The organism is Streptomyces sp. NPDC001828, assembly GCF_042892175.1.
Lineage (GTDB): Bacteria > Actinomycetota > Actinomycetes > Streptomycetales > Streptomycetaceae > Streptomyces.
In genome coordinates this window covers 556,680-573,497 of the sequence record NZ_JBIATV010000003.1, presented here as the reverse complement: position 1 = coordinate 573,497, position 16,818 = coordinate 556,680, and the positions used below count along the sequence as shown (strand labels likewise).

The window sequence follows — 16,818 nt, the reverse complement described above, 5'->3', positions numbered from 1 at the left end:
GGGCCGTGCCTCGGCCCCGGTGACCGGCCCAGGGTATCGGGTGCCCGATACTTGACCCCATGGCTTACGACGATCTCCGATCCCTGCTCAGGGCGCTGGAGCGCGAGGGCGACCTCAAGCGCATCAAGGCCGAGGTCGACCCGTACCTCGAAGTCGGCGAGATCGTCGACCGGGTCAACAAGGCCGGCGGCCCCGCCCTCCTCTTCGAGAACGTCAAGGGCGCCTCCATGCCCCTGGCCATGAACGTGTACGGCACCGACCGCCGGCTGCTCAAGGCGCTCGACCTCAAGTCGTACGAGGAGATCAGCGACAAGATCGGCGGGCTGCTCAAGCCGGAGCTGCCGCAGGGCTTCGTCGGCATCCGCGAGGCCTTCGGCAAGCTCGGCTCGATGGTGCACGTGCCGCCGAAGAAGGTGAAGCAGGAGGCCGCCCCCGTCCAGGAGGTCGTCCTGACCGGCGACGACGTGGACCTGGACCAGCTGCCCGCGCTGTTCACCTGGCCCGAGGACGGCGGCTCGTTCTTCAACCTCGGCCTCACGCACACCAAGCACCCCGAGACGGGCGTGCGCAACCTCGGTCTCTACCGCCTCCAGCGCCACGACAAGCGCACCATCGGCATGCACTGGCAGATCCACAAGGACAGCCGCAACCACTACGCGGTCGCCGCCAAGCGCGGCGAGCGGCTGCCGGTGGCGATCGCCTTCGGCTGCCCGCCGGCCGTCACGTACGCCTCGACCGCGCCGCTGCCGGGCGACATCGACGAGTACCTCTTCGCCGGGTTCATCCAGGGCAAGCGGATCGAGATGGTCGACTGCAAGACCGTGCCGCTCCAGGTCCCGGCCAACGCCGAGGTCGTCATCGAGGGCTGGCTGGAGCCGGGCGAGATGCTGCCCGAGGGCCCGTTCGGCGACCACACCGGCTTCTACACCCCGCAGGAACCGTTCCCCGCGCTGACGATCGACTGCGTCACGATGCGCAGGCGCCCGCTGCTCCAGTCCATCGTGGTGGGGCGTCCGCCGACCGAGGACGGGCCGCTCGGCCGCGCCACCGAGCGGTTCTTCCTGCCGCTCCTCAAGATCATCGTGCCGGACATCGTGGACTACCACCTGCCGGAGTCCGGCGGCTTCCACAACTGCGCGATCGTCTCGATCGACAAGAAGTACCCGAAGCACGCGCAGAAGGTGATGCACGCCATCTGGGGCGCGCACATGATGTCGCTCACCAAACTGATCGTGATCGTGGACGCCGACTGTGACGTCCACAATCTGCACGAAGTGTCCTGGCGGGCCTTCGGGAACACCGACTACGCCCGCGACCTCACCGTCGTCGAAGGCCCGGTCGACCATCTCGACCACGCCTCCTACCAGCAGTTCTGGGGCGGCAAGGCGGGCATCGACGCGACCGCGAAGTGGCCCGAGGAGGGCTACACGCGCGACGGCGGCTGGCCCGCCATGGTCGAGTCGGACCCGCGGACGGCGTCGAAGGTCGACCGCCGCTGGAAGGAGTACGGGCTCTAGTGAGTGCCTCAGCCGCAGCAGTGCCCCAGCCGGGGCGGACCAAGGCGTTCCTGCGCCTGGTCATGATCGAGCACTCGGTCTTCGCGCTGCCCTTCGCCTACACCGCCGCGCTGACCGCGATGTTCCAGCTCGACAAGAACATCCACTGGGGGCGGCTGCTCCTGGTCACCGTCGCGATGGTGGGCCTGCGTACCTTCGCGATGGCCTGCAACCGCATCATCGACCGCGAGATCGACGCCCGTAACCCGCGCACCGCGGGCCGTGAGCTGGTCACCGGCGCGGTGTCGGTGCGCTCGGCCTGGACGGGCGCGGCCATCGCGCTCGTCGTCTTCCTCGGCGCGGCCGCCGCCCTCAACCCGCTGTGCCTGGCCCTCGCGCCGGTCGCGGTGATCCCGATGGTGGTCTATCCGTACGGGAAGCGGTTCACCAACTTCCCGCAGGCCATCCTCGGCCTCGCGCAGGCCATGGGTCCGGTCGGCGCCTGGATCGCGGTCACCGGCTCGTGGTCGTGGGACGCGGTGATCCTCGGTCTCGCCATCGGCATCTGGATCGGCGGCTTCGACCTGATCTACGCCTGCCAGGACGTCGAGGCCGACCGCGGCCACGGCGTGAAGTCGGTGCCGGCCCGCTTCGGCATCCCGGCGGCGATCTACGGTGCGCGCGGCTGCCACTCCGTGACCATGGCCCTGCTCGTCTGGTACGCCCTCGCGACCGGCGCCGGGTTCTTCTTCTGGCTGGGTCTGCTCATCGTGCTCGCGGCCTTCCTGTACGAGCACACCCTGGTCAAGCCGCACGACCTGTCCCGCCTCAACCGCGCGTTCTTCCAGGTCAACGGCTTCATCGGGATCGCGCTCTTCGTGTGCGCGCTGCTCGACCTGCTGGTGCGGGGCCTGACGGTGTAGTTCCCGACCGGCCAGGTGCGACACCTGACCCGGCCCCGCCCGGGGGCCGCCGGATAGGCTCGGACACGTGGAGCACGTGAACGTACACAGTCAGCAGCGCACGCCCTGGATCGTCGGCGTTTCGGGTGCGTCGGGGACGCCTTACGCGGCGGCGGTGCTGCGCGGGCTGCTCGCCGCGGGCGAGAGCGTCGACCTGGTGGTCTCGCGTGCCTCGCGCCTGACGCTGCTCGACGAGACGGGCATCGCGTTCCGCGACGCGCACTGGCAAGAAGACCTGCGGACCTGGCTGGCGCGGGGCGCCGACGGCAAGCCGGACACCTTCGGCGCGCTCGACGTCTCGGACGTACGGCACTGGGCGGCGGGGGATCTGGCGGCGGGGCCCTCGTCGGGCTCGTATCCGGTGAAGGGGATGCTGATCGTGCCGGCGTCGACGGCCTGTGTGGCCGGGGTCGCGCTCGGGCTTTCGAAGGACCTGTTGCAGCGGGCCGCGAGCGTGACGCTCAAGGAGCGGCGGAAGCTGGTGGTCGCGGTGCGCGAGACGCCGTTGAACGGTCAGACGCTCGGGCACCTGGTGACACTGGACGAGGCGGGCGCCGTGGTGCTGCCCGCCTCTCCGGCGTTCTACGCGGGGGCGACGCACATCCAGGATCTGGTGGACTTCGTCGCGGGGCGCGTACTGGATGCGGCAGGGGTGCCGCACGGTCTGTACCGCCGTTGGGAGGGAGAGCTCGGCTCGGGACGTCCCGGGGCCGAGCGGAGCCGAGACCTCGGAGGAGGCCCCCGCGAGGACTAGCGCTTCTTGGCGGCGCGCTTGGGGGCGCGGGGCTTCGTCGCGGACGGCTGGTGGGCACGGGACCGGTTGGCCAGGTCCTGAAGCTCGCGCATCCGGGCGTAGGCCATCTCGATCGTGTACACGGTGACAACTCCTGAAAGATCGTCTTTGATCTGCTGGAAAATTATGCAAGCAGCTGAATGATTCGCAGGGTGTTGGCCCTGCATGCCTTAGATTCTACACTTAAACTCGCGGTATCGCTGAACAATGGAAGGCTTCAGGCATATGGACGCCGTCGATAGGCAGCTCATCCAGGCACTGCGCGAGAACGGCAGGGCCTCGTACGCGGAACTGGGCCGGCTCGTCGGGCTCTCCGGCCCCAGCGTCACCGACCGCATCAACCGTCTGGAGGCCGCCGGTGTCATCACCGGATACCGCGCCACCGTCGACTCGGCATCGCTCGGCCTCGGCGTCACCGCGCTGATCGGCATCTCCCTCTCGGACGCCGCCGACCACGAGGACGTGGCGCGCCGGCTTCGCGATCTGGCCGAGATCGAGGACTGCTGGTTCATCGCGGGCGACGACTCGTACATGCTCAAGATCCGGGCCGGTGACGTGGACGGCCTGGAGAAGACGATCCGCCGGCTCGGCTCGACCAAGGGCGTCTCGCGCACCCGCACCACGATCGTGCTCTCCACGAAGTGGGAGAACCGGGTCGGGGAACTTCCCGAGTAGGGCGGGGCGTACCTTTGGTGGAGCCTGAAAGACACACGTATGGGAGGCGGCCTTGATGGACGCGGGACTCAAGCGCGAGCTGGAGCAGAAGGTCCGCGCCGGTGAGCGGCTCAGCCGCGAGGACGGCGTCGCGCTCTACGCGTCGGACGATCTGGCCTGGCTCGGCGGGCTCGCCCACGAGGTGCGCACGCGGAAGAACGGCGACGTCGTCCACTTCAACGTGAACCGTCACCTCAACATGACCAACGTGTGCACGGCGTCGTGCGCGTACTGCTCGTTCCAGCGCAAGCCGGGCGAGAAGGACGCGTACACGATGCGCATCGAGGAGGCCGTCCGCCTCGCCAAGGCGATGGAGAACGACAACCTCACCGAGCTGCACATCGTCAACGGGCTCCACCCGACGCTCCCTTGGCGCTACTACCCGCGCTCGCTCAAGGCCCTCAAGGAGGCGCTGCCGAACGTCGGGCTGAAGGCGTTCACGGCGACCGAGATCCACCACTTCGAGACGATCTCCGGCCTGACCGCCTCCGAGATCCTCGACGAGCTCATCGACGCCGGTCTCGAATCGCTGACCGGCGGCGGCGCGGAGATCTTCGACTGGGAGGTCCGCCAGCACATCGTGGACCACCGCACGCACTGGGAAGACTGGTCGCGCATCCACCGCCTCGCCCACGAGAAGGGTCTCAAGACCCCCGCGACCATGCTGTACGGGCACATCGAGGAGCCGCGCCACCGCGTCGACCACGTGCTGCGGCTCCGCGAGCTCCAGGACGAGACCGGCGGCTTCCAGGTCTTCATCCCGCTGCGCTACCAGCACGACTTCGTGGACATGCAGGACGGCAAGGTCCGCAACAAGCTCCAGGCGCGCACCACGATGGCGACCGGTGCCGAGTCCCTGAAGACCTTCGCGGTCTCGCGCCTGCTGTTCGACAACGTGCCGCACGTGAAGTGCTTCTGGGTCATGCACGGTCTGCAGACCACCCAGCTCGCGCTCCAGCACGGCGCCGACGACATGGACGGCTCGGTCGTCGAGTACAAGATCACGCACGACGCCGACAACTACGGCACCCCGAACAAGCTCACCCGGGACGACCTGCTCGACCTCATCCGCGAGGCCGGCTTCCGCCCCGTGGAGCGCAACACGCGGTACGAGATCATCCGCGAGTACCCGGGGCCGGAAGCGGGTCTGCGCGAAGCGCCCCAGGCCATGCGTTTCTGAGCGGGCCCCGTGGCACTGACGTTCCGGCTCGACCCGCCGGTCACGCCCGCCCTTCGCGACGGACTCCTCGCCCTGTGGGCCGAGGTGTCCAACGCGGGCGGGGCCGTCGGCTTCGTACCGCCGGTCTCCGTCGAGGACGTACGGCCCGACCTGGTCAAGCACTTCACGGCCATGGCCGAGGGGCGGATGCGGCTGCTCGTCGGGTTCGACGAGGACGGCCGGGTGGCCGCCACCGCGTTCATCGCCTTCAACACCCACCGCCTCATGGCCCACTGGGTGTGGCTGTACACCGTCATGGTGCACCCCGGACACCAGGGCAAGGGCTACGGCCGCGACCTCATGGCGGCGGCCGCCGACGCGGTACGCGGCCTCGACGGCATCGAGGCGATCCGGCTCACCTGCCGGGGCGGCACCGGCGTCGACCGGTTCTACGGCTCGTGCGGTTACAAGGAGGTCGGGCGGGTGCCCGGCGCGATCCGGGTCGCCGAGGGCGACGTCCGGGACGACATCATCATGCTGCTGCCCCTCACCTGAGGCCGGTGAGGCCGGGGCGAGTTCTCCGCCCGCTGAACTGATCCAATTGTGGGCGTGCTTCACTAGTCGGGCAGGGGCCACCGTAGAGAGAAGGTCAGTCGTGAACGCCGCAAAGCCGAGCGCCACCATCTGGTACACCATGCTGCGCGTGGGGATCTTCATCGGCAGCCTGGTGTTCGTCGGCCTGCTGGTCCAGTTCGGCATCGTGCCCAAGGGCAACGGCAACTCGAACCTCATCTGGGTCGTCCTGCTCGCGCTCGTCATCTCCGCGCCGCTCAGCTTCGTCCTGTTGCGCAAGCAGCGCGACGCGATGTCCGCCCAGATCGTCACCAAGGTGGCGAGCGCCAAGGCGAAGCTCGACGCGAACCGCACCCAGGAGGACGGCCTCGCCCAGTAGGCCCGCCCACCAGGTGAGACGCCCCGCGTTAGTCACCTCACACATCCCGGCCGGCCCGGGTCCCGAGCGCACCGCTCCGGACCCGGGCCGTCGCGGTTTCGCGGCCGTCAGGGCGCGTTGGCGAGGGCGCCGGGCCGTTCTGTGGCAAGGGCGGGGTAAAAGAACTGCTTTGAGGTCCTCAAAGTTCAAGTGTTAACGTGTTCGACATGAAGACAGCAGCAGTGCACCAGCACCCCACCGGCGGAGCCGTTCCGCTCGTGGCGCGTCTGCATGTCGACCTCTGCCGCTGCATGTCCGCGGTCTGTTGCCGCGACGTCTGACCCCGGCATCATGCGGCGGTGTCCCCAGCCTTACGTGACCGGTCCACGCTGACCAGTCCCTTGTGAACGGGCGCCGCGCTCATCCGTCTGAACGTCCCCGTCTTCGCTCACCCGGGAGTGTTTCCGTGTCCTCCGCGCCCTCCGCGCCCTCCGCGACCCCCGCGGCCGATCAGGAGAAGAAGGCCAAGCCCGGCTTCTCCATATCCTCGAAGTTCCCGTTCTGGGCCCAGATCATCGCCGGTCTCGTGCTCGGCGGTCTGCTCGGCTGGCTCGCCCGCAGCCAGGACATCAGCTGGCTGAAGGACACCCTCGGGCAGATCGGCGACATCTTCGTCCAGCTCCTGAAGCTGGCCGTCGCGCCGCTCGTCTTCTTCGCGATCCTGGTGTCGATCACCAACCTGCGCAAGGTCAACAACGCCGCCAGGCTGGCCACCCGCACGCTGCTCTGGTTCATGATCACGTCGCTGATCGCGGTGGCCATCGGCCTCGCCATCGGGCTGCTCACCAACCCCGGCTCGGGCACCGGCCTGACCCCGAAGGACGGCAAGCTGCCCAAGCACACGGGCTCCTGGCTGGACTTCCTGACGGGCATCATCCCGACGGACGTGGTGACGCCGTTCACCGAACTCAACGTCCTGCAGATCGTGTTCATGGCCGCCGTCGCCGGCATCGCCCTGCTCCAGCTCGGCGAGAAGGCCAAGCCGATCCTCACGCTCAGCGAGGCCGTTCTCGAACTCCTCCAGAAGGCCCTGTGGTGGGTCATCCGGCTCGCCCCGCTCGGCACGCTCGGCCTCATCGGCTTCGCCATCGCCGACTACGGCTGGGACCTCATCGGCAAGTACGCCACCTTCACCGCGGACGTCTACATCGGCTGCGCCCTGGTGATGTTCGGTGTCTACCCGGTGCTGCTGGCCACCGTCGCCAAGGTCAACCCGCTCCAGTTCTTCAAGGGCGCCTGGCCCGCGATCCAGCTGGCCTTCGTCTCCCGCTCCTCGGTGGGCACGATGCCGCTGACCCAGAAGGTCACCGAGCGTCTCGGTGTGCCCAAGGAGTACGCGTCCTTCGCGGTGCCGTTCGGCTCCACCACCAAGATGGACGGCTGCGCCGCGATCTACCCGGCGCTCGCGGCCATCTTCATCGCCCAGATCTTCGACGTGCACCTCGGCATCGGTGACTACGTCCTGATCGCCTTCGTGTCGGTCATCGGCTCCGCCGCGACGGCCGGCCTCACCGGCGCCACGGTCATGCTGACCCTGACCCTCTCCACCCTGGGCCTGCCCCTGGAGGGCGTCGGCCTGCTCATGGCCATCGACCCGGTCCTGGACATGATGCGCACGGCCACGAACGTGGCGGGCCAGGCGCTGGTCCCGGTCATCGTGTCGGCCCGGGAGAACATCCTGAACCGCGACGCGTTCGACTCGGTGCACCTGTCGCCGGTGGACGACGAGTACGAGCCCCGCACGACGCAGGAGCAGACCCCGGTGACGGCCGCCGCCTGACCCCCTCCTCCGACACCCGCCGACGCCCGCGCCCCGCCTGTTGGGGGCGCGGGCGTCGGCGTGTGGGTGGGCCGGGTTCGGCAGGGCTCGTGTTCAGCCGCATACGAGCCGGGGTACTCGCGCACATCGGCGGGTGGGCGCGAAAGCGTCCTGACCGCCCGGCCGCTGACCGACTGCCATCCGTGGTGATTCGCCACGTACCGGTCATTGAGCGATGGCATCAACTACGCTGAAGTCAGGTCCATGGCCGTGTCCTGATTCGAGATCAAGGCCCCTGACTGCTCCCCTGCACCGCCTGGAGAAGCCGTGACTGCCGAACTCCCCGACTGGATGATCCCGCCCAGGCCCAGCGGCTGGGAAGCCGACGACCTCGACCACCTCTCCCAGGCACCGCGGCACACGGAACTCATTGACGGAGCCCTGATCTTCATGATGTCGCCGCAGCGGTCCTGGCACTCGCGGCTGGTGGAGAACATGACCTTCGCCCTGCGGCAGGCGGCTCCCGCGGGGATCGAGGTCGAGCGGGAGATGACGGTCCGACTCGACAACAAGAGCCGCCCCGAACCCGACATCCTGGTCGCCACTGCCGCATACGACCCGGACCGCACGTGGTACGCGCCCAGCGACGTCACGCTCGTCATCGAGGTCGTCTCGGAGGAATCGGCCGACCGGGACCGCTCCCTCAAGCCGTTCAAGTACGCCCAGGCCAGGATCACTCACTTCTGGCGCGTGGAGGACGAGGCTGGAGTGCCCGCTGTCCATACCTACGAACTGGACACGATGACCAGTACGTACGTGCCCACCGGCATTCACCGAGTCGGGCTGAAGACCTCGGTGCCCTTCGCTCTCGACATCGACCTCAACAGCCTGGTGCCGTAACGGAGTACCGGCGTCCATCCCGCGGCTCCGACCGCGCCCGCTGCTCCCACCGCAGTCGGGTTCGTCCACCCGGCTGACTTGACAAGATTGGCGACGCCCAATGGCGCCGCCAATCTCCGAGATGCTTTACAGGCTCATCGATTCATGCTGATGAGTCTTTGCCAGTTCACTCTCGTACTGCTGCACGGCTGCTGGGACCTGGTCGAAATATCCTTCCCAAAATCCCGGAGCGAGCACCCTGTGAACTTCCTGTGACCCAGTTCACAATGGGAGTTCGGGTTTGACAGGGCGTGGGCAAGCAAGGGTATTTTCTGCAGGAGTATTTACTTCTTCATTACACGCGTCGGGGGGATGCGAGATCGTGCTCACCCCTGCCCGAAAGGACATCGGTGACCTCTCTCGTCCGAAATCTCGTCATAGGCGGAGCGGCCTGCTCGGTGGCACTCCTTGCGGTGCCGGCCCTCGCCTCGGCCGCGTCTTCCACTGCGGGCCGCAGCGCGTCCGGCACTGATGCTCCCCCCCTCGGCGGTGGAAGGCTTTAGCTACCCGGGTGCCGCGAAGGTGCTGGCTGAGAAGGGCATCAAGCTCATCAAGGGCGACGGGCACCTCCTCCTCGCCGACTGCGACGCCGCTGCCTCGCAGATCAAGGTCAGGAGCGTGGCCGACCAGGCCACCGGCCGGGCTCAGATGTACTGCTTCACAGCCAACAGCAAGTCCGGCTACCTGACGCTCGAACTCCCCCGGGTCACTTCACTGGAGACCTCCGACCATCCCATCAGCGCCAGCCTCACCGCTGATGGAACGACCAAGACGGTCGACGTGGCCCAGGACGACTTCAAGCCCGTGGGCGAAGGTGACATCCCCTCTGGTGCGAAGCGATCCGTCCTTGTCGAGCTCCGCGTCACCGGCTGACGTTTCCTCATTGTCGAGCCTCGGTCGTGCCTGAGGCGACGAAGTTCGTGCCAGGGTCAGCCTCGAGCGTTTGCCATGATCGGGCGTTCGCCACTTCGAAATACCTAAAGGATCATCATGTCTGCAAAGAGTTCACGCGCCGCGTGGCTCACTGGCCTGTTCTCTCTCGCGACAGCGGCAAGTCTCGTTTCTGCCGCTCCCGCCGGCGCCTTGGCGGGTGATGATGCGAAGGTTGACGGCTACGCCTTCACCGCCAAGCTCAACGTCGGCGACGCGACGGCGTGCACCGGCGCGCTGGTCGCCCCGCAGTGGGTGCTCACCGCTGCCAGCTGCTTCGCTGTGGACGGCAAGCCGGTCCAGGCCGGTGCGCCGGCGGTGAAGACGACGGTGACCGTGGGCCGTAGCGATCTCACCCAGACGACGGGCGGCGTGCGTGAGGCCGTCGCTCTCGTGCCGCGTGCGGACCGCGACCTCGTGATGGTCAAGCTGTCCAACCGGATCCAGAACGTGCCGCCGGTCAAGATAGCCACGACCGCCCCCGCGGCCGGTGAGCAGCTGCAGTCGGCCGGGTTCGGGCGCACGAAGACGGAGTGGGTGCCCAACAAGTTGCACTCGGCCGCCTTTACCGTCGCCTCCGCCGATGCCACCTCGGTGGCGCTCAACGGCTCGGCGGACGCGGTGATCTGTCAGGGCGACGCGGGTGCTCCGGCGGTCCGGACGAACGGTGGCGTGTCCGAGCTGGTCGCCGTCAACTCCCGTTCCTGGCAGGGTGGTTGCCTCGGCACGGACGCGGCCGAGACGCGTACCGGCGCGCTCGATGTCCGGGTCGACGACCTGGCGGGCTGGGTCCAGCAGACCGCCTTCCGCGTCCAGGACGACTTCACCGGGGACGGCATCGCGGACCTCGCCGCGATCTGGGACGACGGAACGATGCACATCTATCCGGGCGACAAGGCCAAGGGCCTGGTCGGTACGCAGACGCAGCAGGTCGGCGGCAACGCCTGGAAGACCACGAAGCAGCTCGCCAAGGGCGACTTCACCAACGACGGCATCGCCGACGTCATGGCCATCTGGTTCGACGGCACCATGCACCTGTACGCCGGTGACGGCAAGGGCGGGATCAAGAGCGCCGTTCCCGTAGCGATGGGCGGCAACACCTGGGGCACGACGAAGCAGCTGACCTCCGGTGACTTCACCGGTGACGGCATCGCCGACCTGATGGCCATCTGGTCCGACGGCACCATGCACGTGTACGCGGGCAAGGGTGACGGCCAGCTCGCTGACGGTCGCAGCGTCTCCGTCGGCGGAAACACCTGGGACACCGTGCGTCTGCTCCCGGGCGGCGACTTCGACGGTGACGGCATCGCCGACCTCATGGCTGTCTGGTCCGACGGCACCCTGCACTACTACGGCGGCAACGGCGACGGCCAGATCAGGGACGGGCGCGCGGTCGCCATGGGCGGCAACACGTGGAAGACCGCTCTGTTCATGACCGGTGGCGACTTCACCGGTGACGGCGTCGCCGACATCATGACCGTCTGGTACGACGGCACGATGCACCTCTACAAGGCCGACGGCAAGGGCGGCCTCCTGGCCGGCACCGACGTGTGGGGCGGCAACACCTGGAAGTCCGCGATCGAAATCGCCTGACCCTTCCGCCCACCGGCGGCCGCGCCGAGGCCCATCGCACACACGCGGTGGGCCTCGGCGCGTTCGCGCGGAGAGCCCGGTTCGGCTCGGCACGTCGGCGCGGAGCGGTCCGGAGGCGGCTGTGACACGGGCGACACGAGCTGCCCACCAGCACATCTGGACTTCGAACGGTAGGGCCGTGAGAACATGGCCCGCACATAATCTACCCATAGGTAATTCCCGGCTGCCGGGAGCACTCAACCCGACGCGCCTCGACCGGGCGCCGTGGAGGTTCCGCGATGTTCCAGCCCCGGCCGGCGACCAGGCCGCCCCGACTCGCGGCGTTGGACGGGCTCCGTCTTGTCGCCGCCCTCATGGTCGTCGGCTACCACTACATGGCGCTGAAAAGCGCGTGGGGCCACGACCCGGCGACGATCTTCCCGACGATGCACCGGTTCGCCCAGTTCGGCTGGCTCGGGGTCGAGGTCTTCTTCCTGGTGAGCGGGTTCGTCATATGCATGAGCGTGTGGGGCCGCACGATCGGGGACTTCGCCGTCTCCCGGGTGTCCCGGCTGTTCCCCGCGTATTGGGTCGCCGTACCGCTCACCGCGCTGGTCATCAGGATGTGGCCGGAGGTCAGCTCGATACGCAGCTGGGACGACGTCATCGTGAACCTCACGATGGTGCAAGCCGGCAATGGCACCAAGGACATCGACGGCGCGTACTGGACGCTGTTCGTGGAGATCAAGTTCTACGTCCTGATGGCGATCGTCGTCCTGTGCGGGGTCACCTACCGCAACGTGCTGGTCTTCTGCGGCGTGTGGACCGTGGCTGCGGCCCTGGCCCCCGTTCTGGGCACCCCCGCCCTGTCGGCCTTCGCGATGCCGCAGTACGCGCCGTTCTTCATCGCGGGAATCGCGTTCTACCTCATGCGCCGCTTCGGCTCGAACCCGCTGTTGTGGGGCCTCGTCCTGTTCCAGTTCCTGCTGGCCCAGCGGTACATCCGCTACCGCATGGCCAGCAACCTCGGCCGGGCAGCGGCGGACCACCTCCCCACCTGGCCAGTGCGGCTGATCATCATCGCCGGCTTCGTGATGGTCGGTGCGATCGCGCTGGGGGCTCTCGACAAGGTGCAGTGGAAGTGGCTCTCGACGGCCGGAGCGATCACGTATCCGCTGTACCTGATCCACATGTTCATAGGGCTGACCCTCATCCACCACTTCCGTGGCCAGGTCCCCGCTCCCGTGCTCGTGGTGTCCGTCACCGTGCTGATGATGGTCACCGGCTGGCTCATCCACCGCTTCGTGGAGCGCCCGGCCAGCAAGTGGGTCCGCAATTCCATGAAGCGGGGGATCGCGGACGTACGCGAGAACACGCCCGCCCGTCGGCATCGCCGGGTTGCCCGGGCCAACGCCCAACCCCCGGTCGCGCCCGCCGCGTCGACGGAGACCGGGCAGGGCGTACCCGCTTTCAGCGAGCGGTGAACCCCGAGTAAAGGCCAAGTCAAGCCCGTCATACGATGTGTATGACCATTTCTGGCTTTCTTGGGCAACCCGGGGGAATCACTTGAAGTTCACACGTATGTCCGCACTTGTCGCGTCCGCCGCCCTCGCGCCGGCCGTGCTGCTCGCCTCTCCGGCGTTCGCCGCCGACGCGAAGGCGCCCGCTGTCTCGGCGCCGGACGCGGGGTCGAAGACCGCCGACGAGCAGGCGGTCGCGGACCGCGAGGAGATCCTGCGGCTGATGGAGGCCAAGGGCGCGGGGTCGAGTGTGAAGGAGCGGGGCACCAAGGCCATCGATGGCGGCCCGGCCGCCATGCGGAAGTTCATCGAAGAGGGCCAGTACGAGGCCCGCTTCGAGGACGACCGGGTGCGGGTCGCCCAGATCGCCAGCGTGGGCGGGCGTTCGGTGGGGGAGGCCGCGCGCAGGGCGCTGAACGTGGGCACCCGCGAGTCCGTCAAGGAGTTCCTCGAGGTCGGCCAGTTCAAGGCCCGCCTCGATGACTACCGGGTCGAGACGTTGCGGATCATGCACAAGGGCGGACCGTCGGTGCACGAGGCCGGTTCCGCGGCGCTCAATGCCAACACCCTTGACGCGCTTGAGCAGTTCATCAAGGTCGGCCAGTTCAAGGCCCGCAACGTCGACAACCGCGTGGCGGTCACCACGCTCATCAACGACGGCGGTCCGAAGGTCAGGGCGGCCGGCATCAAGGCGCTTCTCGGCACCCCCGAGGACGTCCAGGCCTTCCTGGACAAGGGCCAGTTCGAGGCGCGCAAGCTGGACGAGGCGGATGCCGCTGCGGCGAAGGACAAGGACAAGGACAAGGGCAAGGGCAAGGACTCCGGCAAGAAGGACGAGGCCGACGCCTCCAAGGGCACGGCCACCGGTACCGGCAAGGGCACGGGTACCGTCACCACGGACGCCGGCTCCAAGCCCGTGACGGCCGTGGCCGTCGACGGTCAGGCCCCCGCGTCGGCCGGCTCCTCGCTCGCCTCGACCGGCGCCGGTTCCGCGCTGCCGTGGGCCGCGGGCGGTACGGCTGTCGCTCTCGCCGGTGGTGCGGGGCTGGTGGTCGCGGCCCGTCGTCGCCGCGTGTAGCTCCGCTGGGGGTGCGGGTGTCCTGCGGCGGGGCTGTGCGCGGCCTGTTGCGCGGTTCCCCGCGCCCCTGACGCCGCCTTCGGCCTCGGGCCGCGATGGGTTGCTCGCGCAGTTCCCCGCGCCCATTCACCCGCCTTCGTGTGCGGGCCGTGCGTGGCTCGTCGCGCAGTTCCCCGCGCCCCTGTAGGTGGACCGGAGCTACTGGTCGTGCCCCTGCGGCGGAGCCGCGTGATGTTACGGCCCGCGCCCTTGTAGGTGGACCGGGGCCGCTGGTCGTGCCCTCTGCGGCGGAGCCGCGCGATCTCACGGCCCCGGGCTACTCCGGGGACCCCGCCTTCGACCGGCGGCCCAGGCGATCCGCCGCGCTCCGACCCCGCGCCTCGATCGGCAGTACGCCCGTCGCCGCCGCGAGGCCGAAGGGGGGCATGTCCGCGTAGATGGACTCGTACGAGCCCTCGGGCGCGATGTACGTCTCGTGCCACAGGCCCACGTGCCCCCGCATCCTTCCCTTGCGCTCCTCGCGGTTGAGGATCGCCCACGCCCGGTGGTGGAACATCTCGGGGGAGTGCGCGTAGGCGTACAGCTTCTCCTTGGACTCCCAGTACTGGACCACGTAGTACGTGCGCGGCGACGCGGTGAGCAGGACGTGGCCCAGCAGGCCGCGGCCCCTGTCGCGGGTCAGTTCGCCGAGCATGCGGAACATGGCCAGGCCCACCGGCACCCACTGGTGCACCGCCCAGAAGTGGTTGACGCGCATCCCGATCAGCAGCACCACCACATCGCCCTCGGCGGCAGCGGTCGTACGGCCCGGGTTCGGTCGGGTGAACATGGCGTCGCCTCCCTGACTCGGCCTCGGCAACTCCCTTGTTGGATAATGGAGTTATCCATCGACGGCCCCTTGGATAATGGCGTTGTCCGAGGGAAGGCGCAAGGCATGCGGCTGGCCGAGTTGAGCGAGCGGAGCGGGGTCTCCACCGCGATGATCAAGTACTACCTGCGGCAGGGCATGCTGGCGCCCGGCCGCAAGGTGGGGGCCACCACGGCCGAGTACGGCGAGGGGCACCTGCGCCGGCTGCGCCTCGTCCGCGCCCTGATCGAGGTGGGCCGGCTCCCCGTGGCCACCGCCAAGGAGGTCATCGGGTACGTCGACGACGACTCCCTGGACCGCACCATGCGCCTCGGCGCGGCCTTGTGGGCGCTGCCGCACGGGCCCGATCCGCAGGAGGGCGACGAGTCCGTCGTCGCCGCCCGGGCCGAGGTCGACCGGCTCCTCGGGATGCTGGGCTGGACGACCGCCCGCGATCTGGGTGAACTCTCGCCCGACCACCGGGAGTTGATTGTCGCGGTGGCCACGCTCAACCGGCTCGGCTATCCGTGGGACGCCGAGCTGATGGCCCCGTACGCCGAGCTGATGCACCGGGCGGCCGTCCGCGACCTCGACTTCGTGGAGACCCGTCCCTCCGAGGAGGAGAAGGTGGAGACCGCCGTCGCGGCGACCGTCCTCTTCGAGCCGGTTCTGCGCGCCCTCCACCGCATCGCCCAGCAGGAAGAGGCCGCCCGCCGGTATGGACTGTGAGTCGGTCCATGCCGGAGCGCGGCCTCAATCGCCTTACTGGAGCTAGCAGTTGGGATGTGTGGTCCTGCCCGCGAAGCGGTCCGCGAGCCAGTTCGCGGCCGGGATCCCGCCCGCCGTCACCCCGCCGATGTGGCCGAGCAGCGGCAGCGCGTGCCACTCCACGTTCGCGTCCTTGGCACACCAGTCGGAGCGGAGCTGCTGCCCGACCGCGTACGGGATCAGCTCGTCGATCGTGCCGTGGTAGAGGTACACCGGCGCGTCCGGGCGGTGCGTGCCGAGCTTGGACTCGGCCAACCGGGCCTGCCAGTCGGGCTGTTCGAGCGGGTTCTTCACGGTCATGTCGGTGATGTGCTTGAACGAGCCCACCGTGGTGTCGATGGCCACGCAGTTGCTCTTGAAGTAGTCGACCAGGGCCTTGCCCGCCGGGTTGAGATACGAGTTCAGCTTCAGTTCGGGGAAGGCCGCGTCCTGGCCGGCCGCCGCCATGAAGATGAGGCCGGAGCCGAGGCCGCCGTCGTTGGAGGCGGCGACCTTCATCAGGTCGGCCGGGACGCCGCCGGTCGCGGTGCCCTTCACCTTCAGGTCCGGCGCGTACGAGTCGTGCAGCTCGGCCGCCCAGCTGCTGGCCTGGCCGCCCTGCGAGTAACCCATGATCCCCACCGGGGAGTTGGCGTCGACGCCGGGGATGCCGAGGCGCTCGGCGGCGCGGGCGGCGTCCAGTACGGCGGTGCCTTCGGCGCGGCCGACCGTGTAGGTGTGGTCGCCGGGGGTGCCGAGGCCCTCGTAGTCGGTGACGGCGACGGCCCAGCCCTTCTGGACGACCTGGTTGATCAGGGTGGCCTCGACGGCCGTGCCGTAGGGGAAGTTGGCGCTCGGCGCGCACGAGTCGCCGAGCCCGACCGTGCCGACGGCGTACGTCACGACGGGGCGCGGGCCGGTGCGGCCGTCGTTGGGCACGATGACCGTGCCGGAGACGACGTTCGGGGCGCCCTTGGCGGTGGTGGAGCGGTAAGTGACGTGCCAGGCACGGGTGTTGGTCCACTGGCCGGGCAGCGGGTGGAACTCGGTGGGGGACTGCGTGACGATGTCGCCGGGCGACGCGGTCGCCGTGTCGTCGGCGAACGCGGTGGGGGTGGCTGCCGAGAGGAGGAGTGCGGCGGTGATGGCACCGGCCACTCTGGTACGGACGTGCATGCGGCTCTCCCAACGGTCCTGTGGGGCGCGGGCAGTTGAGGAGAAGGTAGTGACTGACCGGTAGGTGCGGAGCTGACCGTACCGCTCACCTTCACTGGCCCAGCCGATGACACCGCTCATCTTCACTGGCCTCGC

At 68.7% G+C, this 16,818-nt stretch carries 17 protein-coding genes; 14 read left to right on the top strand and 3 right to left on the bottom strand.

What is annotated here, in order from left to right:
- The first annotated feature begins 59 nt into the window (after positions 1-59).
- From ACFYZA_RS13990 to ACFYZA_RS13980, 3 genes are all read left to right on the top strand, one after another.
- Positions 60-1,517: a menaquinone biosynthesis decarboxylase gene (locus ACFYZA_RS13990; RefSeq protein WP_382590849.1), complete on the top strand. Its 1,458-nt coding sequence runs from the start codon at positions 60-62 to the stop codon at positions 1,515-1,517.
- Positions 1,517-2,419, top strand: a complete 903-nt coding sequence (gene mqnP / locus ACFYZA_RS13985; protein WP_382590852.1) for a menaquinone biosynthesis prenyltransferase MqnP — start codon at positions 1,517-1,519, stop codon at positions 2,417-2,419. The genes ACFYZA_RS13990 and mqnP overlap by 1 nt, the downstream gene beginning before the upstream one ends.
- Before the next feature lie 76 nt (positions 2,420-2,495).
- A complete protein-coding gene (locus ACFYZA_RS13980; RefSeq protein WP_382591037.1) occupies positions 2,496-3,212 on the top strand; it encodes a UbiX family flavin prenyltransferase in 717 nt (238 codons plus the stop codon).
- Here the strand turns inward: ACFYZA_RS13980 and ACFYZA_RS13975 are convergent.
- Entirely contained in the window at positions 3,209-3,334 is a 126-nt protein-coding gene (locus ACFYZA_RS13975) for a hypothetical protein (RefSeq protein ID WP_262985355.1), read from the bottom strand. The two genes, ACFYZA_RS13980 and ACFYZA_RS13975, sit on opposite strands and share 4 nt — an antisense overlap.
- 142 nt (positions 3,335-3,476) lie before the next feature.
- Here ACFYZA_RS13975 and ACFYZA_RS13970 point away from each other — a divergent pair, with 142 nt between their 5' ends.
- The 10 genes from ACFYZA_RS13970 to ACFYZA_RS13925 all read left to right on the top strand — a co-directional run bounded on the left by ACFYZA_RS13970 (position 3,477) and on the right by ACFYZA_RS13925 (position 13,913).
- Positions 3,477-3,926 (top strand): Lrp/AsnC family transcriptional regulator, encoded by a 450-nt coding sequence (locus ACFYZA_RS13970; RefSeq protein ID WP_100578735.1) that lies wholly within the window; start codon positions 3,477-3,479, stop codon positions 3,924-3,926.
- Positions 3,927-3,981: 55 nt separating this feature from the next.
- Entirely contained in the window at positions 3,982-5,145 is a 1,164-nt protein-coding gene (gene mqnE / locus ACFYZA_RS13965) for an aminofutalosine synthase MqnE (RefSeq protein WP_100578736.1), read from the top strand.
- Between the two features lie 9 nt (positions 5,146-5,154).
- Positions 5,155-5,679 (top strand): GNAT family N-acetyltransferase, encoded by a 525-nt coding sequence (locus ACFYZA_RS13960; protein WP_388490186.1) that lies wholly within the window; start codon positions 5,155-5,157, stop codon positions 5,677-5,679.
- Between the two features lie 100 nt (positions 5,680-5,779).
- Positions 5,780-6,076 carry a DUF4229 domain-containing protein gene (locus tag ACFYZA_RS13955; protein ID WP_382590861.1) on the top strand — a complete coding sequence of 99 codons (297 nt, stop codon included), beginning with the start codon at positions 5,780-5,782 and terminating at the stop codon, positions 6,074-6,076.
- Between the two features lie 445 nt (positions 6,077-6,521).
- Positions 6,522-7,895 (top strand): dicarboxylate/amino acid:cation symporter, encoded by a 1,374-nt coding sequence (locus tag ACFYZA_RS13950; protein WP_388490183.1) that lies wholly within the window; start codon positions 6,522-6,524, stop codon positions 7,893-7,895.
- 306 nt (positions 7,896-8,201) lie between these two features.
- Positions 8,202-8,774, top strand: a complete 573-nt coding sequence (locus ACFYZA_RS13945) for a Uma2 family endonuclease (protein ID WP_388490180.1) — start codon at positions 8,202-8,204, stop codon at positions 8,772-8,774.
- 561 nt (positions 8,775-9,335) lie between these two features.
- Positions 9,336-9,686 (top strand): hypothetical protein, encoded by a 351-nt coding sequence (locus ACFYZA_RS13940; RefSeq protein ID WP_388490177.1) that lies wholly within the window; start codon positions 9,336-9,338, stop codon positions 9,684-9,686.
- 210 nt (positions 9,687-9,896) lie between these two features.
- Positions 9,897-11,336 (top strand): FG-GAP-like repeat-containing protein, encoded by a 1,440-nt coding sequence (locus ACFYZA_RS13935; RefSeq protein WP_388490175.1) that lies wholly within the window; start codon positions 9,897-9,899, stop codon positions 11,334-11,336.
- Positions 11,337-11,614: 278 nt separating this feature from the next.
- Positions 11,615-12,799, top strand: coding sequence for an acyltransferase family protein (locus tag ACFYZA_RS13930; protein WP_388490172.1), 1,185 nt, complete (start codon positions 11,615-11,617; stop codon positions 12,797-12,799).
- A 97-nt stretch (positions 12,800-12,896) separates the two neighbouring features.
- Positions 12,897-13,913, top strand: a complete 1,017-nt coding sequence (locus tag ACFYZA_RS13925) for a hypothetical protein (RefSeq protein ID WP_388490169.1) — start codon at positions 12,897-12,899, stop codon at positions 13,911-13,913.
- 316 nt (positions 13,914-14,229) lie between these two features.
- Here the strand turns inward: ACFYZA_RS13925 and ACFYZA_RS13920 are convergent, their stop codons facing one another.
- Positions 14,230-14,742, bottom strand: a complete 513-nt coding sequence (locus ACFYZA_RS13920; RefSeq protein WP_382590876.1) for a DUF4188 domain-containing protein — start codon at positions 14,740-14,742, stop codon at positions 14,230-14,232.
- Between the two features lie 105 nt (positions 14,743-14,847).
- Between ACFYZA_RS13920 and ACFYZA_RS13915 the strand changes: the two genes are divergently transcribed.
- Positions 14,848-15,489, top strand: a complete 642-nt coding sequence (locus ACFYZA_RS13915; protein WP_388490166.1) for a MerR family transcriptional regulator — start codon at positions 14,848-14,850, stop codon at positions 15,487-15,489.
- A 42-nt stretch (positions 15,490-15,531) separates the two neighbouring features.
- On the opposite strand, the gene ACFYZA_RS13910 is transcribed toward ACFYZA_RS13915, so the two are convergent.
- The gene (locus ACFYZA_RS13910) at positions 15,532-16,683 is read right to left on the bottom strand and encodes a lipase family protein (RefSeq protein ID WP_382590882.1); all 1,152 of its coding nucleotides are present in this window, start codon (positions 16,681-16,683) and stop codon (positions 15,532-15,534) included.
- Between the last annotated feature and the right edge of the window lie 135 nt (positions 16,684-16,818).